The sequence below is a fragment of the Klebsiella huaxiensis genome (genome assembly GCF_003261575.2).
GTDB lineage: Bacteria > Pseudomonadota > Gammaproteobacteria > Enterobacterales > Enterobacteriaceae > Klebsiella > Klebsiella huaxiensis.
This window is the reverse complement of the sequence record NZ_CP036175.1, coordinates 2,356,567-2,375,498: the sequence shown is the minus strand read 5'-3', so window position 1 is coordinate 2,375,498 and position 18,932 is coordinate 2,356,567. Positions and strand designations below refer to the sequence as shown.

Annotated in this window: 17 protein-coding genes; 6 read left to right on the top strand and 11 right to left on the bottom strand. The window is 54.9% G+C overall.

Annotated elements, in window-relative coordinates; translation table 11 throughout:
• Positions 1 to 3: 3 nt before the first annotated feature.
• Positions 4 to 273, top strand: a complete 270-nt coding sequence (gene minE, locus DA718_RS11325) for a cell division topological specificity factor MinE (RefSeq protein ID WP_004103270.1) — start codon at positions 4 to 6, stop codon at positions 271 to 273.
• A 95-nt stretch (positions 274 to 368) separates the two neighbouring features.
• Here the strand turns inward: minE and rnd are convergent, their stop codons facing one another.
• From rnd to DA718_RS11300, 5 genes are all read right to left on the bottom strand, one after another.
• Positions 369 to 1,475, bottom strand: coding sequence for a ribonuclease D (gene rnd / locus DA718_RS11320; protein WP_167492869.1), 1,107 nt, complete (start codon positions 1,473 to 1,475; stop codon positions 369 to 371).
• 82 nt (positions 1,476 to 1,557) lie between these two features.
• Positions 1,558 to 3,243 carry a long-chain-fatty-acid--CoA ligase FadD gene (gene fadD, locus DA718_RS11315; protein WP_112213327.1) on the bottom strand — a complete coding sequence of 562 codons (1,686 nt, stop codon included), beginning with the start codon at positions 3,241 to 3,243 and terminating at the stop codon, positions 1,558 to 1,560.
• A gap of 208 nt (positions 3,244 to 3,451) precedes the next feature.
• Complete coding sequence (locus DA718_RS11310; RefSeq protein ID WP_112213326.1) at positions 3,452 to 4,033, bottom strand: Slp family lipoprotein; 582 nt, start codon at positions 4,031 to 4,033, stop codon at positions 3,452 to 3,454.
• A gap of 44 nt (positions 4,034 to 4,077) precedes the next feature.
• Complete coding sequence (tsaB, locus tag DA718_RS11305) at positions 4,078 to 4,773, bottom strand: tRNA (adenosine(37)-N6)-threonylcarbamoyltransferase complex dimerization subunit type 1 TsaB (protein WP_112213325.1); 696 nt, start codon at positions 4,771 to 4,773, stop codon at positions 4,078 to 4,080.
• A 192-nt stretch (positions 4,774 to 4,965) separates the two neighbouring features.
• Positions 4,966 to 6,876, bottom strand: a complete 1,911-nt coding sequence (locus tag DA718_RS11300) for a DNA repair helicase YoaA (RefSeq protein ID WP_112213324.1) — start codon at positions 6,874 to 6,876, stop codon at positions 4,966 to 4,968.
• Positions 6,877 to 7,008: 132 nt separating this feature from the next.
• On the opposite strand from DA718_RS11300, the gene DA718_RS11295 reads away from it, so the two are divergent.
• Positions 7,009 to 7,353: a RidA family protein gene (locus DA718_RS11295; protein ID WP_112213323.1), complete on the top strand. Its 345-nt coding sequence runs from the start codon at positions 7,009 to 7,011 to the stop codon at positions 7,351 to 7,353.
• Positions 7,354 to 7,404: 51 nt separating this feature from the next.
• Here the strand turns inward: DA718_RS11295 and DA718_RS11290 are convergent, their stop codons facing one another.
• The 5 genes from DA718_RS11290 to DA718_RS11270 are packed head-to-tail and all read right to left on the bottom strand — an operon-like array spanning position 7,405 to position 12,748.
• Positions 7,405 to 8,544, bottom strand: coding sequence for an alginate lyase family protein (locus DA718_RS11290; protein ID WP_112213497.1), 1,140 nt, complete (start codon positions 8,542 to 8,544; stop codon positions 7,405 to 7,407).
• Between the two features lie 7 nt (positions 8,545 to 8,551).
• Positions 8,552 to 9,646, bottom strand: coding sequence for an ABC transporter ATP-binding protein (locus tag DA718_RS11285; protein WP_112213322.1), 1,095 nt, complete (start codon positions 9,644 to 9,646; stop codon positions 8,552 to 8,554).
• A gap of 10 nt (positions 9,647 to 9,656) precedes the next feature.
• Positions 9,657 to 10,496, bottom strand: a complete 840-nt coding sequence (locus DA718_RS11280; RefSeq protein ID WP_004121979.1) for a carbohydrate ABC transporter permease — start codon at positions 10,494 to 10,496, stop codon at positions 9,657 to 9,659.
• Positions 10,497 to 10,505: 9 nt separating this feature from the next.
• On the bottom strand, positions 10,506 to 11,447 hold the full coding sequence (locus tag DA718_RS11275; RefSeq protein WP_227015991.1) for a carbohydrate ABC transporter permease: 942 nt from the start codon (positions 11,445 to 11,447) through the stop codon (positions 10,506 to 10,508).
• Positions 11,448 to 11,458: 11 nt separating this feature from the next.
• Positions 11,459 to 12,748 carry an ABC transporter substrate-binding protein gene (locus DA718_RS11270; protein WP_112213321.1) on the bottom strand — a complete coding sequence of 430 codons (1,290 nt, stop codon included), beginning with the start codon at positions 12,746 to 12,748 and terminating at the stop codon, positions 11,459 to 11,461.
• A gap of 525 nt (positions 12,749 to 13,273) precedes the next feature.
• On the opposite strand from DA718_RS11270, the gene DA718_RS11265 reads away from it, so the two are divergent.
• Together DA718_RS11265 and DA718_RS11260 are read left to right on the top strand one after the other, a co-directional pair.
• Positions 13,274 to 14,512 (top strand): alginate lyase family protein, encoded by a 1,239-nt coding sequence (locus DA718_RS11265; protein WP_112213320.1) that lies wholly within the window; start codon positions 13,274 to 13,276, stop codon positions 14,510 to 14,512.
• A complete protein-coding gene (locus tag DA718_RS11260; RefSeq protein WP_112213319.1) occupies positions 14,512 to 16,506 on the top strand; it encodes a heparinase II/III domain-containing protein in 1,995 nt (664 codons plus the stop codon). Before DA718_RS11265 ends, DA718_RS11260 begins: the two co-directional genes overlap by 1 nt.
• Positions 16,507 to 16,558: 52 nt before the next feature.
• Here DA718_RS11260 and DA718_RS11255 read toward each other — a convergent pair whose 3' ends face one another.
• Positions 16,559 to 16,738, bottom strand: a complete 180-nt coding sequence (locus DA718_RS11255; RefSeq protein ID WP_112213318.1) for a YoaH family protein — start codon at positions 16,736 to 16,738, stop codon at positions 16,559 to 16,561.
• Between the two features lie 90 nt (positions 16,739 to 16,828).
• Between DA718_RS11255 and pabB the strand changes: the two genes are divergently transcribed.
• Both pabB and DA718_RS11245 read left to right on the top strand, forming a co-directional pair.
• Positions 16,829 to 18,184 carry an aminodeoxychorismate synthase component 1 gene (gene pabB, locus DA718_RS11250; RefSeq protein ID WP_112213317.1) on the top strand — a complete coding sequence of 452 codons (1,356 nt, stop codon included), beginning with the start codon at positions 16,829 to 16,831 and terminating at the stop codon, positions 18,182 to 18,184.
• Positions 18,185 to 18,187: 3 nt separating this feature from the next.
• The gene (locus DA718_RS11245; protein ID WP_112213316.1) at positions 18,188 to 18,766 is read left to right on the top strand and encodes a CoA pyrophosphatase; all 579 of its coding nucleotides are present in this window, start codon (positions 18,188 to 18,190) and stop codon (positions 18,764 to 18,766) included.
• The last annotated feature ends 166 nt before the right edge of the window (positions 18,767 to 18,932 follow it).

Here is an 18,932-nt window from a genome sequence, read left to right as displayed (position 1 = left end):
ATTATGGCATTACTCGACTTTTTTCTCTCGCGGAAAAAGAACACGGCCAATATTGCGAAAGAGCGCCTGCAGATCATCGTTGCAGAGCGTCGTCGCGGCGATGCCGAACCGCATTATCTGCCGCAGCTGCGCAAAGATATTCTGGAAGTGATTTGTAAATACGTGCAGATCGACCCGGAAATGGTCAGCGTACAGTTGGAGCAGAGAGACGGTGATATTTCGATTCTGGAGTTGAACGTGACTCTGCCGGAAACCGAAGAGTCGAAACCCTGACCCTTTAGCACCCGAAAATGTCATTAAAAAACCGGCAACGCTGTGCGAAGCCGGTTTTTTTGTCTGAAACATTAGCCTGGTGCTGGTTAGCGCGGCTACTCGCTTAATAATGCATTCAGACGATCGGCCATCAATTCTCCACGCCAGCCGGAAACGAGTTCCGGTTGACCGTTGCCGTTTTTCAGCCCCCAGTGCCAGTTCAACAGTTGGTTAATCTGTCGTCTTGACGCCAACAGCTCTGCGCTGACCCCTTTCTCGGCGCTGACAGCCTGTACAAGCGCTTTAATGTCCTTAAACACCTTGCGATAGCCCGGCATATCAATCAGGTTCTGTAGCGGCTCTGGTAACGCGTCTTCCGGCAGCGCCTGCGCTTTTTCGACGAGACTTATCAGCGTTTTGCCATGGAAGCGAATTTCACTACCCGATAATCCCAGGCTATCCAGCTCACCCAGGCTGCCTGGCATATAACGCGCCACGTTCCACAGATGCTCTTCACGAACCACAAAGTTGACGGCCAGATCGCGCTCACGGGCTTTGCGTAAACGCCAGTCAGCCAGCAGTTGCAAACAGCCCAATTGACGGGTACGCAGTTGCCAGGCATTGCCGATGTCGCGCCACGCCTGTGCAGGGTCCTGGATTTCCTGACGGCGCTGTTGCATCAGTTGACATTCATCCAGCGCCGCAGAGAGCCAGCCTGCACTTTCGGTCTCGGCCATCAATTTGCTGGCAATCGGTAGCAGGTACCAGACGTCAGCTGCGGCATAAATGCACTGGCGTTCGGTCAGCGGACGTGCCAGCCAGTCGGTACGAGATTCGCTCTTGTCCAGCGCTACGCCAGTATACTCTTCAACCATCGCAGCAAATCCCCATGACATCGGGCGACCGCAAAAAGCGGCCAGAATTTGCGTATCGATCAGCGGTTGTGGCATCAGATGAAATGCGTTGAGAAACACTTCTAAATCTTCGCTGCCAGCATGCAGAAATTTAGTCACATTTTGATTCAACAGCAGTTCACGCATTGGCGCCCAGTCGGTGATAACCAAAGGGTCAATCAGAGAAACCTGTTCACCGTCGAATAACTGGAGCAGACCGAGCTGCGGATAATAGGTGCGGGTGCGGACAAACTCTGTATCCAGCGCAACCGCCGGGACCGCGCTTGCCGCTTCACAGATGGCGCGCAGGCCATCGTCGGTGGTGATCATCTGATAGTTCACATCATACTCTCTTAACTTGCGCCCATAAAAAACGCCGGCTTAGCCGGCGTCTGGCGATTCACTCATAGCTTCAGGCTTTATTGTCTACTTTAGCGCGAGCTTCGTCACGTAGTTCTCGACGTAAAATTTTGCCGACGTTGGATTTCGGCAATTCCTCACGAAACTCGACCAGCTTAGGTACTTTGTAACCGGTCAGTTGACGGCGGCAAAAGGTAATCAGCATCTCTTCCGTCAGCGCGGCGTCTTTTTTCACCACGAAGATTTTCACCGCTTCACCGCTGCTTCCTGACGGTACGCCTACGGCAGCAACTTCCTGAACGCCAGAATGCTGCATCACCACGTCTTCAATTTCATTCGGATAGACGTTGAAACCGGACACGAGGATCATATCTTTCTTACGGTCAACAATGCGCAGAAAACCTTCATCATCCATCACTGCGATATCGCCGGTATGCAACCAGCCATTCTTAATGATTTCAGCCGTGGCGTCCGGACGCTGCCAGTATCCCAGCATCACCTGCGGGCCTTTGACGCACAGCTCGCCCGGTTCCCCTGGCGCGACTTCATTATCGTCGTCATCGACCAGCTTGGCTTCAGTCGAGGGTACCGGCAAACCAATACTGCCGCTGTGGTAGTCGATGTCATGCGGGTTCACGCTCACCAACGGCGCACACTCCGTCAGACCATAGCCTTCCAGAAGATATTGCCCGGTCAGTTTAACCCAGCGCTCCGCAACCACCTGCTGCACCGGCATCCCGCCGCCCGCAGAAAGATGCAGAGAAGAAAAATCGAGCTGCTGGAACTCTTTGTTATTGAGCAATGCGTTAAACAGGGTATTCACCCCGGTCATCGCGGTGAAGGGGTATTTCGCCAGCTCTTTGACCAGACCCGGAATATCGCGCGGATTGGTGATCAGCAGATTCTGCCCGCCCAGCTCAATAAACAGCAGGCAGTTCATGGTCAGCGCAAAGATGTGGTACAGCGGCAACGCGGTAACCACCAGCTCTTTTCCACGATGCAACAGCGGCCCGTAGGTGCCGTTCACCTGCTCAAGGTTCGCCAGCATATTACGGTGGGTCAGCATCGCCCCCTTCGCTACGCCGGTTGTCCCGCCGGTGTACTGGAGGAAAGCGAGATCCTGAGGGACGATTTCGGGCTTGATATACTGCATACGGTAACCGTTCTGCAGCGCACTACGAAATGAGATAGCATCCGGCAGGTGGTATTTTGGCACCAGGCGTTTAATGTACTTCACCACGAAGTTAACCAGCGTACCTTTCGCCGTTGAAAGCTGATCGCCCATGCGCGTTAAAATCACGTGCTTAACCTGGGTTTTATCGACGACCTTTTCAAGGGTATGCGCAAAGTTGGAGACAATCACAATGGCGGCGGCGCCGCTGTCATTGAGCTGATGTTCCAATTCACGCGGCGTGTACAGCGGGTTCACGTTCACCACGATCATGCCCGCACGCAGGATACCAAATAGCGCCACCGGGTATTGCAGCAGGTTGGGCATCATCAGGGCGACGCGGTCGCCTTTTTGCAGGCCCAGGCCCTCCTGAAGATAAGCGGCGAACGCCCGGCTGCGCTCCTCCAGCTTACGATAAGTCATCACCTCGCCCATGTTGATAAATGCCGGTTGGTCGGCATAGCGCGTGGTGGATTGTTCAAACAGTTCAACCAGGGATTGATAGCGGTCAGGGTTTATCTCCGCAGGAACATCCGCGGGATAACGGTTTAGCCAAACCTTTTTCACTGCATCACCTCTGAAATAATTATTCGTCGTCATCACAACCCCTGATCAACAAACATTTTGTTAACATTATATTAACTCAGCGTACCAGTTTATTAATTAGGCGTTTTACAGGTTGCGAAGCGCGTCACTATTTATTTTTCTTATTTGACTGAAAACAAAGAAACAGCGGACCAGCCGCTGTTTCATTTTGTTTATAAAAACTACAAAATCATTCAGTTACGACGTTTCTGACTTCTGCAGGGCCTGGGTTATACCAGCCCCAACCGCCGTATCCGTAGCCCCATGGGCGCGGGCCAAACATCCAGGGATCAATGGGCTGCGGCGGCATCACCACCTGCTGCACGACGTTCCAGCGCTTGTAACCGCTGGCATTCATTAGCATAAATTTGTACGGCGTGTTGCCAACTTTACCGTCCACGACGCCGACTATCGGGCCAACCACGGTCACCAATTGACCGCGAAAATCAACCGGATCGATAAAACCATTCACATCGGCAAAAATACGCCCACGCGAAGGTTCACCCAGTTCCGGACGCGCTGCGCCGTCCAGTTGGACAGTGGCAATCTCTAAGCGAGTTTTGCCCTGCTGATTCTGTACGCTAACGACCTTACCGCCAAACCGCGCTTCCTGACCAACGTAAAGCTGCGGCGCGTTCATCACCCGGACTAAATCTTGCTGCGGCGTCGGGGTAGTGCCTTTAATAGCATCCGGTACCGAAGCACATCCACTTAGCGTAGCGACAACCGCTGTCGCGACTAACCAACGTACTACCGTTTTTTGACCCGCCATGACGCGACTCCTTCCTTCTTCTCAGACTTATTAGTTACTGAGATTCACTCGCGGCCAGGAAGTTTCTTCCAGGCGACTTCATTACGTAAATAAACTGGTTCTGCGTGCTCAACGGCCACGGTTTTCCCCACCGTGAGCAGATGACAAGCCAGCGGCAGCATATCCTGCGCTTCCGGTAACTGAATTTCACCATCAGTTAATGTTAGTCCGGAATCGTTAGCCATATCTGGCCATGCCTGCCAGCCGGTACCGACGGTCGCCCACTGCCCTTCGAGCTGTTGCAGGCGTTCACTGACGACTTCCGGCTTGAGCACCGCTTCGCTCTCTTCGCCATGCCAGACACCCTGCTCATCGCGCTGATATTCCGCCCAGTAGACTTCGCCCATTCTGGCATCAATCGCCGCCAGAACGCGGGTTGCGCCGGTTTTACGCCACGCGCCCTGCGCCATGGTTGCCAGCGTGGAAACACCAATCATCGGTAGCTCTGCGCCTAACGCCAGTCCCTGAGCAATACCGATACCGATACGCACGCCGGTAAAGCTACCTGGACCGCGGCCAAAGGCCAGCGCGTCGAGTTCAGTAAGCATGATGCCGCTTTCGTTGAGGACATCCTGCACCAGCGGCAGGATCCGTTGAGTATGTTCACGGGGACAGATTTCGAAATGAGCACTGAGGGTGCCATCATTCCACAGCGCCGCAGAGCAGGCCTCTGTGGCGGTATCGATAGCCAAAATTTGCATGGGTCGTCACGCTCTCGTTTTATCCCCTTCGTCTTTCAAGCTGCATTTTTGTTGGCTACATCCATTCACCCCAATCACATAGTTATCTATGCTCACGGGGATTCATGAACTTGCCGTTTCAATGCAACTCGAAATCCATTGGGTATAGCAGATTGACAAAATGGCGCGCAGCTTACCACATTTTGCCACGCATTACCTCGCTGGCGGCACCGCCAGGAAACGCACCGCCCGACGGATATCGCGAGTTCGCGGCGCGGGCGGCAGGCTAGCGAGGAACGTTGCGCCATACGGACGCATTACCAGGCGGTTGTCGCAGATAACCAGCACGCCGCGATCGTCGATATCGCGAATCAAGCGCCCGACGCCCTGTTTTAGGGTGATAACCGCATCCGGCAACTGAACCTCATCAAATGGGTCGCCGCCGCGCAGACGGCAGTCTTCCATTCGCGCTTTGAGTAGCGGATCGTCCGGTGAGGTGAAAGGCAGTTTATCGATAATCACCAGTGAGAGCGCATCACCGCGCACGTCCACCCCTTCCCAGAAGCTGCTGGTCGCCACCAGCAGGGCGTTACCAGCGCTAACAAACTGCTGCAGAAGTTGGCCTTTACTGGTTTCCCCTTGCAAAAGAACGGGCAGCGTCATGGTGGCGCGGAATTGTTCAGCGAGATCGCGCATCATGGCGTGCGAGGTACACAGCATAAAGCAGCGACCATCGTTGGCTTCAATCAGGGGTTTGAGCATCGCCGCCAGATGCCTTGCTGCACCGGGTTGATTGGGCAATGGCAAATTTCGCGGTACGCACAGCAGCGCCTGATGAGCATAATCAAAGGGGCTGGGCAGCAGCAGCGTTTGCGCTTCGCCAATCCCCAGACGATCGGTGAAATGGTGCAGATCATCGTTAACCGACAGCGTCGCCGAGGTAAAGATCCAACTCCCCGGTTTTTGCACCATCACTTCTTTAAATTTATCCGCCACCGTCAGCGGAGTCAGCGCCAGCGTAAAGTGGCGGGAGTTGCATTCGTACCAATAGCTGTAGCCGGGCTGATTGGTATCCTTCAGCCGTTTAAGCCGCCCGCGATATAACGTCGCCCGCTCGAAAGCAGCATCAAGCAGTGCTGAACGTCCGAGAGACAATTTTGCCACGTCGTAACACAGCTCAAGGGCATCATCGAGCAGCAGCAGAGCACGCTGAATATTGCTATCCGCCAGGAGCTCGCGCAGGTTACCGCGATAGCCAGGCTCCCCTAGCTGCAGACGAAAATCCTGCGCGCTCTGGGCCAGGCGGTCAGCGCATTTCTGTAGCTGCTGGGTGTCTTTCAGTTCGGTACGGTAAGCAATCGTGATGTCTTTCGCCAGATCCAGCAACTGGCGGCTGGAGAGCGATTGACCAAAATATTGGCTGGCGATGTCCGGCAACTGATGCGCTTCATCGAAGATCATCACTTCCGCTTCCGGAATCAGTTCGCCGAAGCCGCTCTCTTTCACCACCATATCGGCGAGGAACAGATGGTGGTTAACGACAACGACATCAGCATCCATCGCCTTTTTCCGCGCTTTTACCACAAAGCAGTCTTTATAGAGCGGGCAGTCGCTGCCGAGGCAGTTATCATTGGTGCTGGTGACCAACGGCCAGGCCTGAGAATCTTCGGCCACGCTGACGCAGGTGCTGATATCGCCATCAACGGTTTGGTTAGACCACGATCGCAGCAGAATGACGTCGCTGAGGGTTTGCACCGGCAGGTCGCCCCCGGCAAGCACTTGTTGTTCAAGACGCTCAAGGCAGAGGTAGTTCGAGCGCCCTTTCAGCAAGGCCAGCTTCCCGGCGAACTTCAGCGCTTTGGCAACGGTAGGCAAGTCCCGACTATAGAGCTGATCCTGCAACGCTTTCGAGCCGGTGGAGATGATGACTTTTTTATTTGCGCGCAGCGCTGGCGCCAGGTACGCGTAAGTTTTCCCGGTTCCTGTTCCCGCTTCAACAACCAGCGGACGGGTTTCTTCAATCGCGCTGGCGACGGCGAAAGCCATCTGGCGCTGCGGCTCGCGTGGTTTGAATCCCGCAATCGCGCTGGCCAACTGGCCGTCTGCTGCAAAATCGTCGATCACATTACCCCCTGGTTATTTGGACAGTGATTATGTCAGGGTGGGCTGGTTTTCGCCAGTACGGGTAGTGACGCAGATGAAACATTGTGGCAGTCTTGCCGCACATTGATGAACCGGAACAGAGAGGAAATAAAAATGACAATTACGCGTATCGATGCCGAAGCCCGCTGGTCTGATGTGGTTATCCATAACAACACGCTGTACTACACCGGCGTACCGTCAAATCTGGATGCCGACGCCTGCGCGCAAACCGCCGACACTCTGGCGCAGATTGACGCAGTGCTGGAAAAACAGGGCAGCAGCAAGTCGCGCATTCTTGATGCCACTATTTTCCTCGCCGACGGCGCTGACTTTGCGGCGATGAACCAGGCATGGGATGCCTGGGTTGTCGCTGGCCACGCGCCGGTGCGCTGCACCGTACAGGCCAAACTGATGAATCCAAAGTACAAAGTCGAGATTAAGATTATCGCCGCGGTGTAAATTTTTGCGCCGAGCTTCTCCGGGGCCGGCGTAAACACCTCGCCCGGGCTATCAGCCCGGGCACCACATCAGTTGCTCTTTGAGCTGCAACGTCTCCTGCGGCAAACACTTCAGCACTTCACGATAGCTGGCCGACTGTTTCGGATAACCACGTACCGATTGCAACAGTAGCCGCAGCGCGCTATCCCAGACAATCCCTTGCAAATCACTGTACGGCCACAGATCCGGCTCGCGAATAAACGGCACCAGGTAATCGATCCCCTGCTTCACCCCACGCCCGTCGCGAATGTGATTCCAGCGGTCAAATTCCACGTGCTCGGCGTAACGGTTAAGCAACAGATGCGCTTCGAGGTTAAACAGCGAGTAGTGGAACGGAATGGTGCGCTCCAGCTCCATCGTCTGCTTGCCGTCCTGGTCGATTTGCGCCGCCATTCGCTGGGTGATCCCCTGCTCGATGATGCGCGCCGCCAGCCCTTTATCGCCATAAAATAGCGCGTTGACCGTACGCTGGGCGTCATACCAGGTGCCGTGGTTATTGTGCCAGACGTATTCTGAGTGGCCGATTTCGCTGTAGTACATCCAGTGGTTAAAATCGCGGAACCACTGGTGCAGGCCGATGATATCGTCGGTATCCAGCACGCTAGCCGCGTTGATCAGCCCGATAGTATCGACCACCATCCACAGCAGACGGGTGTCGATAAGCCCGGTCCCGCGCCCGGAGACCACGCCGGGGATCGCCTGCCCGTAGTTCAGGTGTGGATTCATGCGCGTGTCGCCGTCGAGGAACCAGCAGCGGATCTGCGCGGCTGCGGCCTGCGCGTACTGACGCTGGCCGGTGAAGTACCACGCCAGCCCCAGCGTCAGGCAGCGCTCGCACATGCGGATAATGCGCGAGGTATCGGTGTCGTTATTTTCGCATTGCGGGTTGATATGCCCATCGCGGCGAATGTAGGGCAGCCCGTTGGGCCGCCGTGGGTTTGGCCACCAGTAGGTGCCCAGACTGTAATAATCATGCGCATCTCCGCTCGCCGGGCGCAGTTTTTTATGCACCACGCTTTCTGGTGGCTCACGCTTAAGCAAATCCGCTTCAGCCACCAGCTTGCTGAGGGCCAGCTGCAGCGGCGAAAACGGCTGTTTCAGGCCCGCTCGGGCATTTTCCAGACAATTTTCATCAAGGGTGTACAGCTTCATCGCCACCTTATTGCTCCTCCAGACAGGCTATGCGCAGGCCGCTTTGCGCATCAAACAGATGCACACCGGAGAGTTTCGGTTGCAGCCAGATGTTATCGCCCTCTTTGACAGGCAGACGCTGTTTGAATACCGAAGTAAACGCCCCGCCGCCGGTGTCGCAGAACAGCTGCATATCCGAACCGGTATTCTCCACCGCCGTCACCTTCGCCGCCAGCGCATCGTCCCGTGCTTCGTGTACCACGTTCACCTGCTCCGGGCGAATGGCGTACACCACCTGTTGGCCGTCGGTCACCTGTAGTCCTGCCGGCAACGCCAGCAGCGAGCCATCTTTCAGACGCAAGTTGGTCGTATTTCCGCTGAGCACCACTTCCCCTCGTAGCTGGTTAATCTCCGGCGAGCCGATAAACCCGGCGACAAACAGGTTGGCCGGCTGGTCGTACAGCTCCAGCGGCGTCCCCGCCTGCTCGATGCGCCCGTCGCGCAGCACCACGATCATCTGCCCCATTGTCATCGCTTCAATCTGATCGTGGGTCACGTACACGGAGGTCGTTTTCAGGCGACGGTGCAGCTCGCGAATTTCACCGCGCACCTGGGTACGCAGCTTGGCATCGAGGTTCGACAGCGGTTCATCGAACAGGAATACCTGTGGCTTACGCACAATGGCGCGCCCCATCGCTACGCGCTGACGCTGACCGCCGGAGAGATCTTTTGGCAGACGCTCCAGCAGTGGTTCCAGCCCCAGCAACGCCGCCGCTTCGTCGACTTTCTGTTTGATTTCCGTTTTCGGCAGTCGCGCCATCTTCAGCGCAAAGCCCATATTTTCGCGTACCGTCATCTGCGGGTAGAGCGCATAGCTCTGGAACACCATCGCGATATCGCGCAACTTCGGCTCCACTTCGGTGACATCACGTTCGTTGATGTGCACTTCACCGGCGGAAATCTCCTCGAGACCGGCAATCATGCGCAGCAGCGTCGATTTCCCACAGCCGCTCGGCCCCACCAGCACGCAGAACTCGCCATCAGGGATAGTCAGCGATACGTCTTTAATGACGTGCGCATCACCATATGACTTCCGTACGCTATTCAGTACAACAGATCCCATCGGTAACTCCTTATCCTTTGACCGCGCCGGACATGATCCCGCGGTTGAAATGTTTTTGCAGACCCAGATAGACGATGATGCTTGGCAGCATCGCCAGTAGCGTAATGGCGATAAAAATGTTCGGCGTGATGCTCTCATCGGTACGCAGCGTGCCGAGAATGACCGGAATGGTGTTCAGGCTGTCCTGGTTCACCACAATCAGCGGCAGCAGGTACTGGTCCCAAATCATAATGAAGCCGAAGGTCACAACCGTTCCCAGCGCCGGCTTCACCAGCGGCAGAATGACGTGGAAGAAAATCTGCCACTCGTTGGCGCCGTCGATACGTGCCGCCTCTTCCAGCTCTTTCGGGATAGCCGACATAAATTCGGTCAACACGAAGATGGAGAACGCCCAGCCCACCACCGGCAGAATCATGCCGAGATAGCTGTTGTAGAGCGACGCATCGATAAACGGCAGCCGCCAGTTGATAATCATATACAGAGGGATAGCGATAACTTCTTCCGGCAGCATCATGGTGGAGAGGATCACGAGGCTCACCAGCGCGACGCCGCGAAACTTTTTACGCGCCAGGGCATAGGCGGCCAATGCACTCACCGACACCTGCAGTACGGTGCCAAAGAACACCACCAGAATCGAGTTCAGCAGATACTGCCAGACGCCGATATCCATCCACGCAAAGATGAAGTTTTCAAAAGAGAACTGGTTCGGCCATGCCAGCAGTTCCCCCGGTTTGACCGGCGCACCGCTAAAAGCGGTGGCAACAATGCCCCAGAACGGCCCGACGAAAACAATTAATAACAGCGCGTAGATGCACCAGCGTCCTGCAGTATCCCAACGTTTACTTAACATCACGGCTCCTTAGTAACGTGCGATACGTTTTTTCAGCGTCAGATGACAGATGGTTAACAGCACCGTAAAGGTGAACAGCAGGAACGACACCGCCGAGGCGTAGCCATAGTCAAACTGCTCGAAACCCAGTTTATAGATGTGGGTCATCACCATTTCCGTAGAGTTTGACGGCCCGCCGCCGGTGGTGGCGTACACTTCGGCAAACACGCGGAAACCACGAATAAAGGAGAGCATCAGCACCACCGACAGCGCTGGGATCATGCCCGGCAGCGTGACGTAGCGCAGGCGGTTCCACCAGTTCGCACCGTCAACGTTTGAGGCGTCGTACAGATCACGACTGATGCCCGCCAGACCGGCGATAAAAATCACCATGTTATAGGGCACCGCTTTCCAGATATGCAGCAGCATGATGACACCGAGCGCCTGGTCAGAACTGGCAAGGAACCCCTGGTCGGCGACACCAAACCAGCTCAGGATGTGGTTCACCACGCCGTTTGGCGTAGGGTTGAACAGGATGCGCCACATTTCCGCGACAATCGCCGCGCTGGTCACCGCCGGTAAGAAGATAGCGGTACGGATAAAGCGCAGGTGGCGCGCCGGGCCTTCCAGCAGCATGGCAAGGAAGAACGCGAGTATTGCGGCGGCGAACATGGTGACCACCACGTACAGCAGCGTATTGACCACCGCCGCATGTAGCTCCACGTCGGCGAAGGCGCGGGTGAAGTTGGCAAACCCCACCCACTCATTGGGCTGATTAAAGTTGACCTTGTAGAAGCTCATCACCAGACCCTGAATCATCGGGATGAACTTAAACCAGCTAAAAATAATCAGCGCGGGGGCCAGAAACAGCCACGGGATCAGCGCCCGCTTGCGTTTTGACGTCAGCCACCCGGCGGCGTCAGGCGAAGCGGTTTGCTTTAGCGGCCCGGACTTCGTCTCATGCAGCGTCATAACTCAATTCCTCACTTTGCCAGCACATTTTGTTTTTCCAGCTCGGCGTTCACCTTGCCATCAATTAGCTTCAGCTCAGCCGTCATGTCACTGTTGCAATCAGCAAAGATTCGGTTAAAGCCATCGGCGGCAACCTGGCGTACCGGCGTCCAGTTAGGGATCTGCGGTACATAGCGGCCCTGTTCGTTATAAAGTTTGGCGAAGGTCTCCCAGCGCGCGTCCTGATAGACGGCTTTGACATCCACATTCTTGTTCACCGGCAGACGCACAACCGGGATATGTTTGCTGCCTTTACCCATGCCAATTTCCTGGCCTTCTGGCGAAATCATAAATTCGACGAACTTACGCGCGGCCTCTTTTTGCTTACTGCTCTTCATCATAAAGACCGTGGTTCCTTCGGCGAGAGTGGCCTCACCTTTTGGCCCGACAACCGGGACAACTTCAAAGTTATCTTTGCCAGGATCTTTATCAAACAGCGCAATATGGTACGGGCCACTAAAGAACATCCCGCTCTGACCGGAACGGAAGGATGGGATAACATCGGCGGTGGTCGCGTTAATGGCGCCCGGCTGAGTCACTTTTTCACACATCATGGTGCGCATAAAGGTCAGCGCCTGAGCCACTTCCGGGGTATTCAGCGTGGCGCTGAACTTACCGCCGTTTTCTTTGACGAAATCACCACCGGCCTGCCAGATAAAACTGCTCATAAACCAGCTGGCGTAGCCTCGGGTCGTTGATGCAGGAACGATAAAGCCGTAAGTGTCATTTTTACCGTTGCAATCGGGGTCTTGCGTCGTGAATGCTTTCGCCAGCGTCTGGATGTCATCCCAGCTTTTCGGCAGCGGTAAGCCCAATTTTTCACGCCAGTCTTTCCGGACGAACAGCGCAAAGGTCTGGGCGGAGGTCGGCACGCCGTAGTATTTGCCATCGATGTAACGGGTACTGTCCCACGCGGTCTGGTACAGCTGATCGCCGCCATTTATCGCTTTAGGATCGATTTCGTCGGCAATGCCCAGCTGGATAAATTGTCCCAGCGACGCCGCATCATTAAAGATCAGATCCGGTAAAGCGTTACCTGCCGTTGCACGCGCCAGGCGCTGTTCAAAATCGGTGGTCGCATTGAAGTATTCGATTTTGATGCCGGTTTTTTCTTCAAACTTTTCCGCCTCTTGTTTGTAGATATTTTTCGAGTCGTTACTTGCACGGATCCAAACGTTAAGGGTCGTGGCGGCGTAACTCTGCCCGACGCCCAGTCCCAGAGCGGAAAGAAGTAACAAAGAACGTAATTTATTCGCAGACATGATTGCATATCCTTTATTGTTGGGCACAAAGGTAATTAAATTCGCAAAAGTGCATTTTCAGAGAAAGATAAAAATCATTTCGATATTAATTCAATATGCGTAAAAATATTTACGATCATTAAATAGAAATATATTTCCCAATACAACCACACAAAAAAGAAATCGTATTTCAAAAATCAAAAAATTGAAGCAGGTCACACACAAACGTGACACAAAAAGTGACATTATATTTTATCTCATTAAAATCAATGCATTGCATTTTTACCAATTTCGTTAAAATTTTAAACAAAAATAGAAAAACGCTTAATTCTGTGACTCACCTTGCATTAAATTCGTCATTTTTTATCCATGGCGATAAGCTTGATACTCATCACAAAAAAAATCACTTTGTCTTTTACACTGCACGGCATCGCTTTCATAAACACATTATTTTTAATTAAACCGCCTGTCTCTTATGCCTCTTAAATACGTGGCAGGTATAATTCTGTTGTTATCTTTTCTCTTATTTGCAGAAGGGTTATCACGATGAACTCAATACCTCTCCAGGGAATATTCGGCATTGCGCTGCTTTGTTCTGGTTTAAGCACATCGCTGTACGCCGCCGAGCCTTATACGCTTGATGGCAAAGATTTGGCCTTCAGCCGCCAGCAAATCGCCGCCAAAGACCCGTTATTTGTCCAGGCACAAAGCGCGCTGTTAAAAAAAGCGGATCTCGCATTAAAACACCCGTTGTTTTCGGTGATGGATAAAACGCTGGTCGCCGCCAGCGGCAACAAGCACGACTATTACAGTTTCCCACCGTACTGGTGGCCAGACCCGAACACGAAAGACGGACTGCCGTACATTCGCAAAGATGGGCAAACCAACCCGGACGCCAACAGCGATGCCACCGACAAAAACCGGTTGGTGAAGATGAGTAACGATGTGTCCACGCTGGCGCTGGCGTGGTATTTCTCTGAGGATAATCGCTATGCGCAGAAAGCTGCCGAGCAGATTAAAAGCTGGTTCCTTAACCCGGAAACTCGCATGACGCCAAACCTGCAATACGCGCAGGCGATCCCTGGCATTAATACCGGACGCGGCATCGGTATCATCGACAGCCGGGCGCTGGTTGAGGTGGTTGACGCTATCGCGGTGTTACAATCCTCCGGCGCATTAAGCGAGACCGAGGTGGCTGAGCTTAAGCAGTGGTTCGGCAAGTTTTATCACTGGATGACCACCAGCCAGAACGGTTTTGAAGAAGAGAATTGGCATAACAACCACGGCACCTGGTTTGACATGCAGGCCGCTACGTTTGCCCTATTCAGCGGCAAAACCGATGAGGCGAAAAAGCGTTTAACTATCACGCAGCTGCGGCGCATTGCCGGACAGTTTGACGTTGAAGGGCGTCAGATGGCGGAGCTTGAGCGTACCCGTCCGTGGCACTACAGCAACTTCAACCTCGAAGCCTACAACCGCCTGGGACGTCTGGGTGAGAAAGCGGGCGTTGATATCTGGAACTTCACCCTCGACGACCATAGTCTGCGCAAGGGCTATCAGTATGTCGCTGGATTTATTAACAGCGATACGCCATGGCCGTGGAAAGACCTCGACAAAATGGACGATAAGAAAGCGCTGCGTAATATTGCGACCGCTGCCCACGCCTGGCCGGATGACAAGTTGTTCCGCGAAAAAGCCCAGTGGTTGCGCGCGAAATACCCTGACGATATCACCACACTCATCGCCCCGCTTCCCGCGTCAGCAGAGGTCAAGGATAACCACTGATGAAACAATTTTCTGGGCTATGGCCCGACATTGCCAGACGTGCAGCCGGCAATAACGGCCTGATTGAACAGCTCGTGAAGAATGCACAACCGATGCTCGACGCCGCCGTGTGCATCCCACAAACCGGGATCGCGAGCTGGAATCTCTACTATTTTTGCCCGCACCATGGGGTGCGGCTCACCTGGCAGGCAGACTCCTCTCATCAGCACGCCTGCCCGGTTGACGGCGAAGTTTTTAGCGGCGAGCCGTGGGACGGAGCCTGGTGGCGGGAGATGAACGGACGCAACGCCAGCGCCTGTCAGCAGTTGGGGCTGCTGTGGCAGTTGACCCGCGAAACGGTGTATCGCGATAAAGTCCGCACGTTACTGATGGGGTATGCAGACGTGTACCCCGCCTATGAAGTCCACGGCGATATCCCCAACAACGGTCCGGGGAAAATGAACGCCCAAACGCTGTGTGAAGCAAACTGCATTCTGGAGATGGCGCTGGGCTACGACTTTATTCGCGACGGTTTAACACCCGCCGAACAGCAGCACATCAGCCAAAATCTGCTGCGCTGCGCGGCGACGTTTTTGCGCGAGCATCGCAGCCCGCAAATTCATAATCACGAGGTGAAAATCAGCGCTGCGCTCGGCGTGCTGGGTTTTGTCCTTGAAGATGACGATCTACTGGAGTTTGCCGTTAACCAACCCTACGGCCTGCGCTGGCAACTCGAGCATGGGCTGCTGGCGGAAGGCCTGTGGTTTGAGGGGTCGGTGCATTACCACTATTACGCGCTGCAAGGGTTCTTTGCCTTTGAGAAGCTGGCGCGCGGCACCCGTTGGAGCCTGATTGATGGCCCGTGGTATCAGCCGATGCTGAAGTTTCCCCTCTCATTGCTGTTGCCGGATGGTACCTTCCCACGGCTGAATGACTGCCTTGCCGGACAGGAGAAACTGCATCACCGGGATCTGTACGAATTTGCCTGGTTTATCTGGCACGACCCGCAATACGCCGCGGTGTTGCAGTTTACCGATGCGGAGCCTGACGAGCGCGAAACGCTGCTATGGCGCGACCAGCCGCTACCGGAGACGACTGAGGAACTTATCCCGCAACAATCTCTCTTTGCGCCGGGCGCGGGCATCACCCTGTGGCGACGACCACAGCATCAGGCGCTATTGATTAAACATAGTCCATGGGGCGGCGAGCATGATCACTACGACAGGCTTGGGCTGATGCTGTGGCAGCGTAATGGCTGGTTGTTACCGGATTTGGGCACCACGGGCTACGGCGCCAAAATGCACTATGACTATTACAAGAATAGTGCTACCCATAACACGCTGACGGTCAATCAGACCAACCAACCTCCGGCTAACCCGGATGTGCTGGGCTGGCATATGGGAGAGGATTATCTCTGGCTGGACAGCGAAGTAGACTGGAGCAAACCGCCACCTGAGCTGAACAGCCATTCGCGGGTCGAATGGGATGTTGATGCCTGGCGCGAGGTACGCTTTCGCCGCCGCTTACTGTGGCTGGACGATGTGCTGATCGACCTGTCGACGGTGGAGAACCCGCATCGCCAGCAGCTCGACTGGACGCTACATCTGGCGGCACAGGCGCTGGACCAGAGCGGCACGCCGCAGCCCTTCTCGCTCAGCGGGCCGCTGCGTAATATGGAAGGTTCCACCATGACGCCGCTGCACGGCTGTCAGCCACGCCATTTTGCCCGTGACGGCGATACGGTAGCACTGTGGCTGGCGGGTGACGGTGAGCTGTGGCAAGGGTTGGCACCGGATAACCCGGCGGTAAGCAATCTCAGTTATCTGGTGTTACGCAACCATCTGCCGCAGGCGAGATTTGTCTGTCTGTGGGACCTGACGAAGTCTGCGCCGCTAACCGAGGTCAGCGTGAACCACACGACTATTAGCACACAGCTCACCTACTGGCGTGGCGAAAGCATGGCGCAGATAACGCTACACGACGATCCCGAACGGCTACCTGATGTCATAAATTGACTTTCCGCCTTCTGCCTAAGGAAGGTGGCATGATACGAATGACGGTATTAGCTTACTCGTCTTCATCCTCAAAGCGCGCCACAATCCGATCGCCGGTATGCGAGGCGCGCACTTCGTTAGCCACTAAAGAGATAGCCTCGCCGCTGCTCATGCCCTGCGACATCAGTTCCTGAATTCGTTCTACTGCTTTTTGCTGTTGCTCGTGGCTCAGCGAAGGTAAACCTGCAAACATCACTCACTCCTGCTACATTGTGGGGCGTAATTATTTCACGCCGTCCTCTAGTATACCAGCAGGCGGTCACGATCAGGATTGAAGAAGACGATGTTGTCCCCCGCGATTATTTCCCTGCCCTGGCGTCCGGATGCCGCTGAACACTATTTTAACCCATTAAGTTCACAACCCTGGGCAATGCTGCTGCACTCCGGTTTTGCCAATCATGCACATAGTCGGTTTGACGTTATTGTCGCTCAGCCGTGCGCAACGCTGGTGACCCGCGGTCAAACTACCGTCATAAGCGAGGGCGAAGCGACCACAACGTCAAGCGCCGATCCGCTCGCGCTCGTGCATCAACAACTGGTGAAGCATAATCTGCAACCGCAAGCTCACCCGCATCTGCCGTTTCTTGGCGGCGCGCTGGGGCTGTTCGGCTACGATCTTGGGCGGCGTTTTGAAACGCTACCGTCACAGGCGGATGCGGATATCGCCCAGGCCGATATGGCGGTGGGGATCTATGACTGGGCATTGATTGTCGACAATCAGCGCCAGGAAGTGTCGTTAATCAGCTATGACGATCCACAGCGCTGCCTTGCGTGGCTGGAGGCGCAGTCAGCCCCGGTCGTTGAGCCTTTTGAACTGACTTCGCCGTGGCGCTCAAATATGAGCCGCGAGGAGTACGGCAAAAAATTTCGCCAGATTCAGGCTTACCTACACAGCGGCGACTGCTATCAGGTCAACCTGGCGCAGCGCTTCAGGGCCAGCTATCGCGGGAATGAATGGCAAGCTTTCTGCCAGCTTAACCACGCAAATCGCGCACCGTTCAGCGCCTTTATCCGCCTGCCTGAAGGGGCAATATTGAGCCTGTCGCCCGAGCGCTTTATTCAGCTACATCAAAGTGAAATCCAGACCCGACCGATTAAAGGCACCTTGCCAAGACTGTCCGATCCCGAGCTGGATGCGCAGCAGGCGAAAATGCTGGCGAACTCGCCGAAAGACCGCGCTGAAAACCTGATGATCGTCGATTTAATGCGCAACGATATTGGCCGGGTTGCCGTACCCGGTAGCGTTCGCGTCCCCGAACTGTTCGTCGTTGAGCCGTTCCCTGCCGTACATCATCTGGTGAGCACTATTACCGCCAGATTGCCCGCTCATCTTCACGCTACCGACCTGCTGCGTGCAGCGTTTCCCGGCGGCTCAATTACCGGTGCGCCGAAGGTCAGAGCGATGGAAATTATCGATGAACTGGAGCCGCAAAGGCGCAACGCGTGGTGCGGGAGCATCGGCTATATCAGCTTCTGCGGCAATATGGATACCAGCATCGCCATCCGCACGATCACTGCCTGGCAGGGGCAGCTTTTCTGCTCCGCCGGTGGCGGCATTGTGGCCGATAGTGAAGAAGCGGCGGAATATCAGGAAACTTTTGATAAAGTTAATCGTATCCTGCATCAACTGGAGAGCTAGAACATGGCGGACAGCGCCCTCGACCTTGACGATTTTCTTTCTCGTTTTCAGCTTCTGCGACCACAGCCCGCAGCCAATGCGCTCAACCAGCGCCAGGCTGCAGTTTTGGTGCCAATTGTTCGCCGTCAGCAGCCGGGGCTGTTGCTGACCCAACGCTCGCCGCTAATGCGTAAACATGCCGGACAGGTCGCTTTCCCAGGCGGCGCGGTGGATAACAGCGATGCCACGCTTATTGCCGCCGCGCTGCGCGAAGCGCAGGAGGAGGTAGCGATCCCACCGGAATCTGTTGAAATTATTGGTGTTCTTCCGCCAGTTGATAGCGTCACCGGTTTTCAGGTGACGCCGGTGGTCGGGATTATCCCGCCTAATCTGCACTATCATGCCAGTCAGGATGAAGTCGCGGCGGTCTTCGAAATGCCGCTGGCTGAGGCGCTGCGACTCGGGCGCTATCACCCGCTGGACATTCATCGGCGCGGTAATTCACATCGCGTCTGGCTATCGTGGTATCAGCATTATTTTGTCTGGGGCATGACCGCGGGCATTATTCGTGAACTGGCGCTACAGATAGGCTCCCGTCCTTAACTATACCCGTCATACTTCAAGCTGCAGGCGCGTTGGCTTTGTTACTCGGCCTTCGGCCTCGCCCCTTCGGGGCCAGCGCAAGCGCTGTTCAAGGCACGAGTGCCTTGTCCTGCAACTCGTATTATTCAGGGTATATACTTAATAAAGGACTCGTTCTCAGCATTAG

Excerpts from the sequence above, each read along its gene's own strand:
- minE (WP_004103270.1), top strand. The coding sequence starts at position 4 with ATGGCATTACTCGACTTTTTTCTCTCGCGGAAAAAGAACACGGCCAAT.
- rnd (WP_167492869.1), bottom strand. The coding sequence starts at position 1,475 with ATGATCACCACCGACGATGGCCTGCGCGCCATCTGTGAAGCGGCAAGC.
- DA718_RS11310 (WP_112213326.1), bottom strand. The coding sequence starts at position 4,033 with ATGGCGGGTCAAAAAACGGTAGTACGTTGGTTAGTCGCGACAGCGGTT.
- tsaB (WP_112213325.1), bottom strand. The coding sequence starts at position 4,773 with ATGCAAATTTTGGCTATCGATACCGCCACAGAGGCCTGCTCTGCGGCG.
- DA718_RS11295 (WP_112213323.1), top strand. The coding sequence starts at position 7,009 with ATGACAATTACGCGTATCGATGCCGAAGCCCGCTGGTCTGATGTGGTT.
- DA718_RS11290 (WP_112213497.1), bottom strand. The coding sequence starts at position 8,544 with ATGAAGCTGTACACCCTTGATGAAAATTGTCTGGAAAATGCCCGAGCG.
- DA718_RS11285 (WP_112213322.1), bottom strand. The coding sequence starts at position 9,646 with ATGGGATCTGTTGTACTGAATAGCGTACGGAAGTCATATGGTGATGCG.
- DA718_RS11280 (WP_004121979.1), bottom strand. The coding sequence starts at position 10,496 with ATGTTAAGTAAACGTTGGGATACTGCAGGACGCTGGTGCATCTACGCG.
- DA718_RS11275 (WP_227015991.1), bottom strand. The coding sequence starts at position 11,447 with ATGACGCTGCATGAGACGAAGTCCGGGCCGCTAAAGCAAACCGCTTCG.
- DA718_RS11270 (WP_112213321.1), bottom strand. The coding sequence starts at position 12,748 with ATGTCTGCGAATAAATTACGTTCTTTGTTACTTCTTTCCGCTCTGGGA.
- DA718_RS11265 (WP_112213320.1), top strand. The coding sequence starts at position 13,274 with ATGAACTCAATACCTCTCCAGGGAATATTCGGCATTGCGCTGCTTTGT.
- DA718_RS11260 (WP_112213319.1), top strand. The coding sequence starts at position 14,512 with ATGAAACAATTTTCTGGGCTATGGCCCGACATTGCCAGACGTGCAGCC.
- DA718_RS11255 (WP_112213318.1), bottom strand. The coding sequence starts at position 16,738 with ATGTTTGCAGGTTTACCTTCGCTGAGCCACGAGCAACAGCAAAAAGCA.
- pabB (WP_112213317.1), top strand. The coding sequence starts at position 16,829 with ATGTTGTCCCCCGCGATTATTTCCCTGCCCTGGCGTCCGGATGCCGCT.
- DA718_RS11245 (WP_112213316.1), top strand. The coding sequence starts at position 18,188 with ATGGCGGACAGCGCCCTCGACCTTGACGATTTTCTTTCTCGTTTTCAG.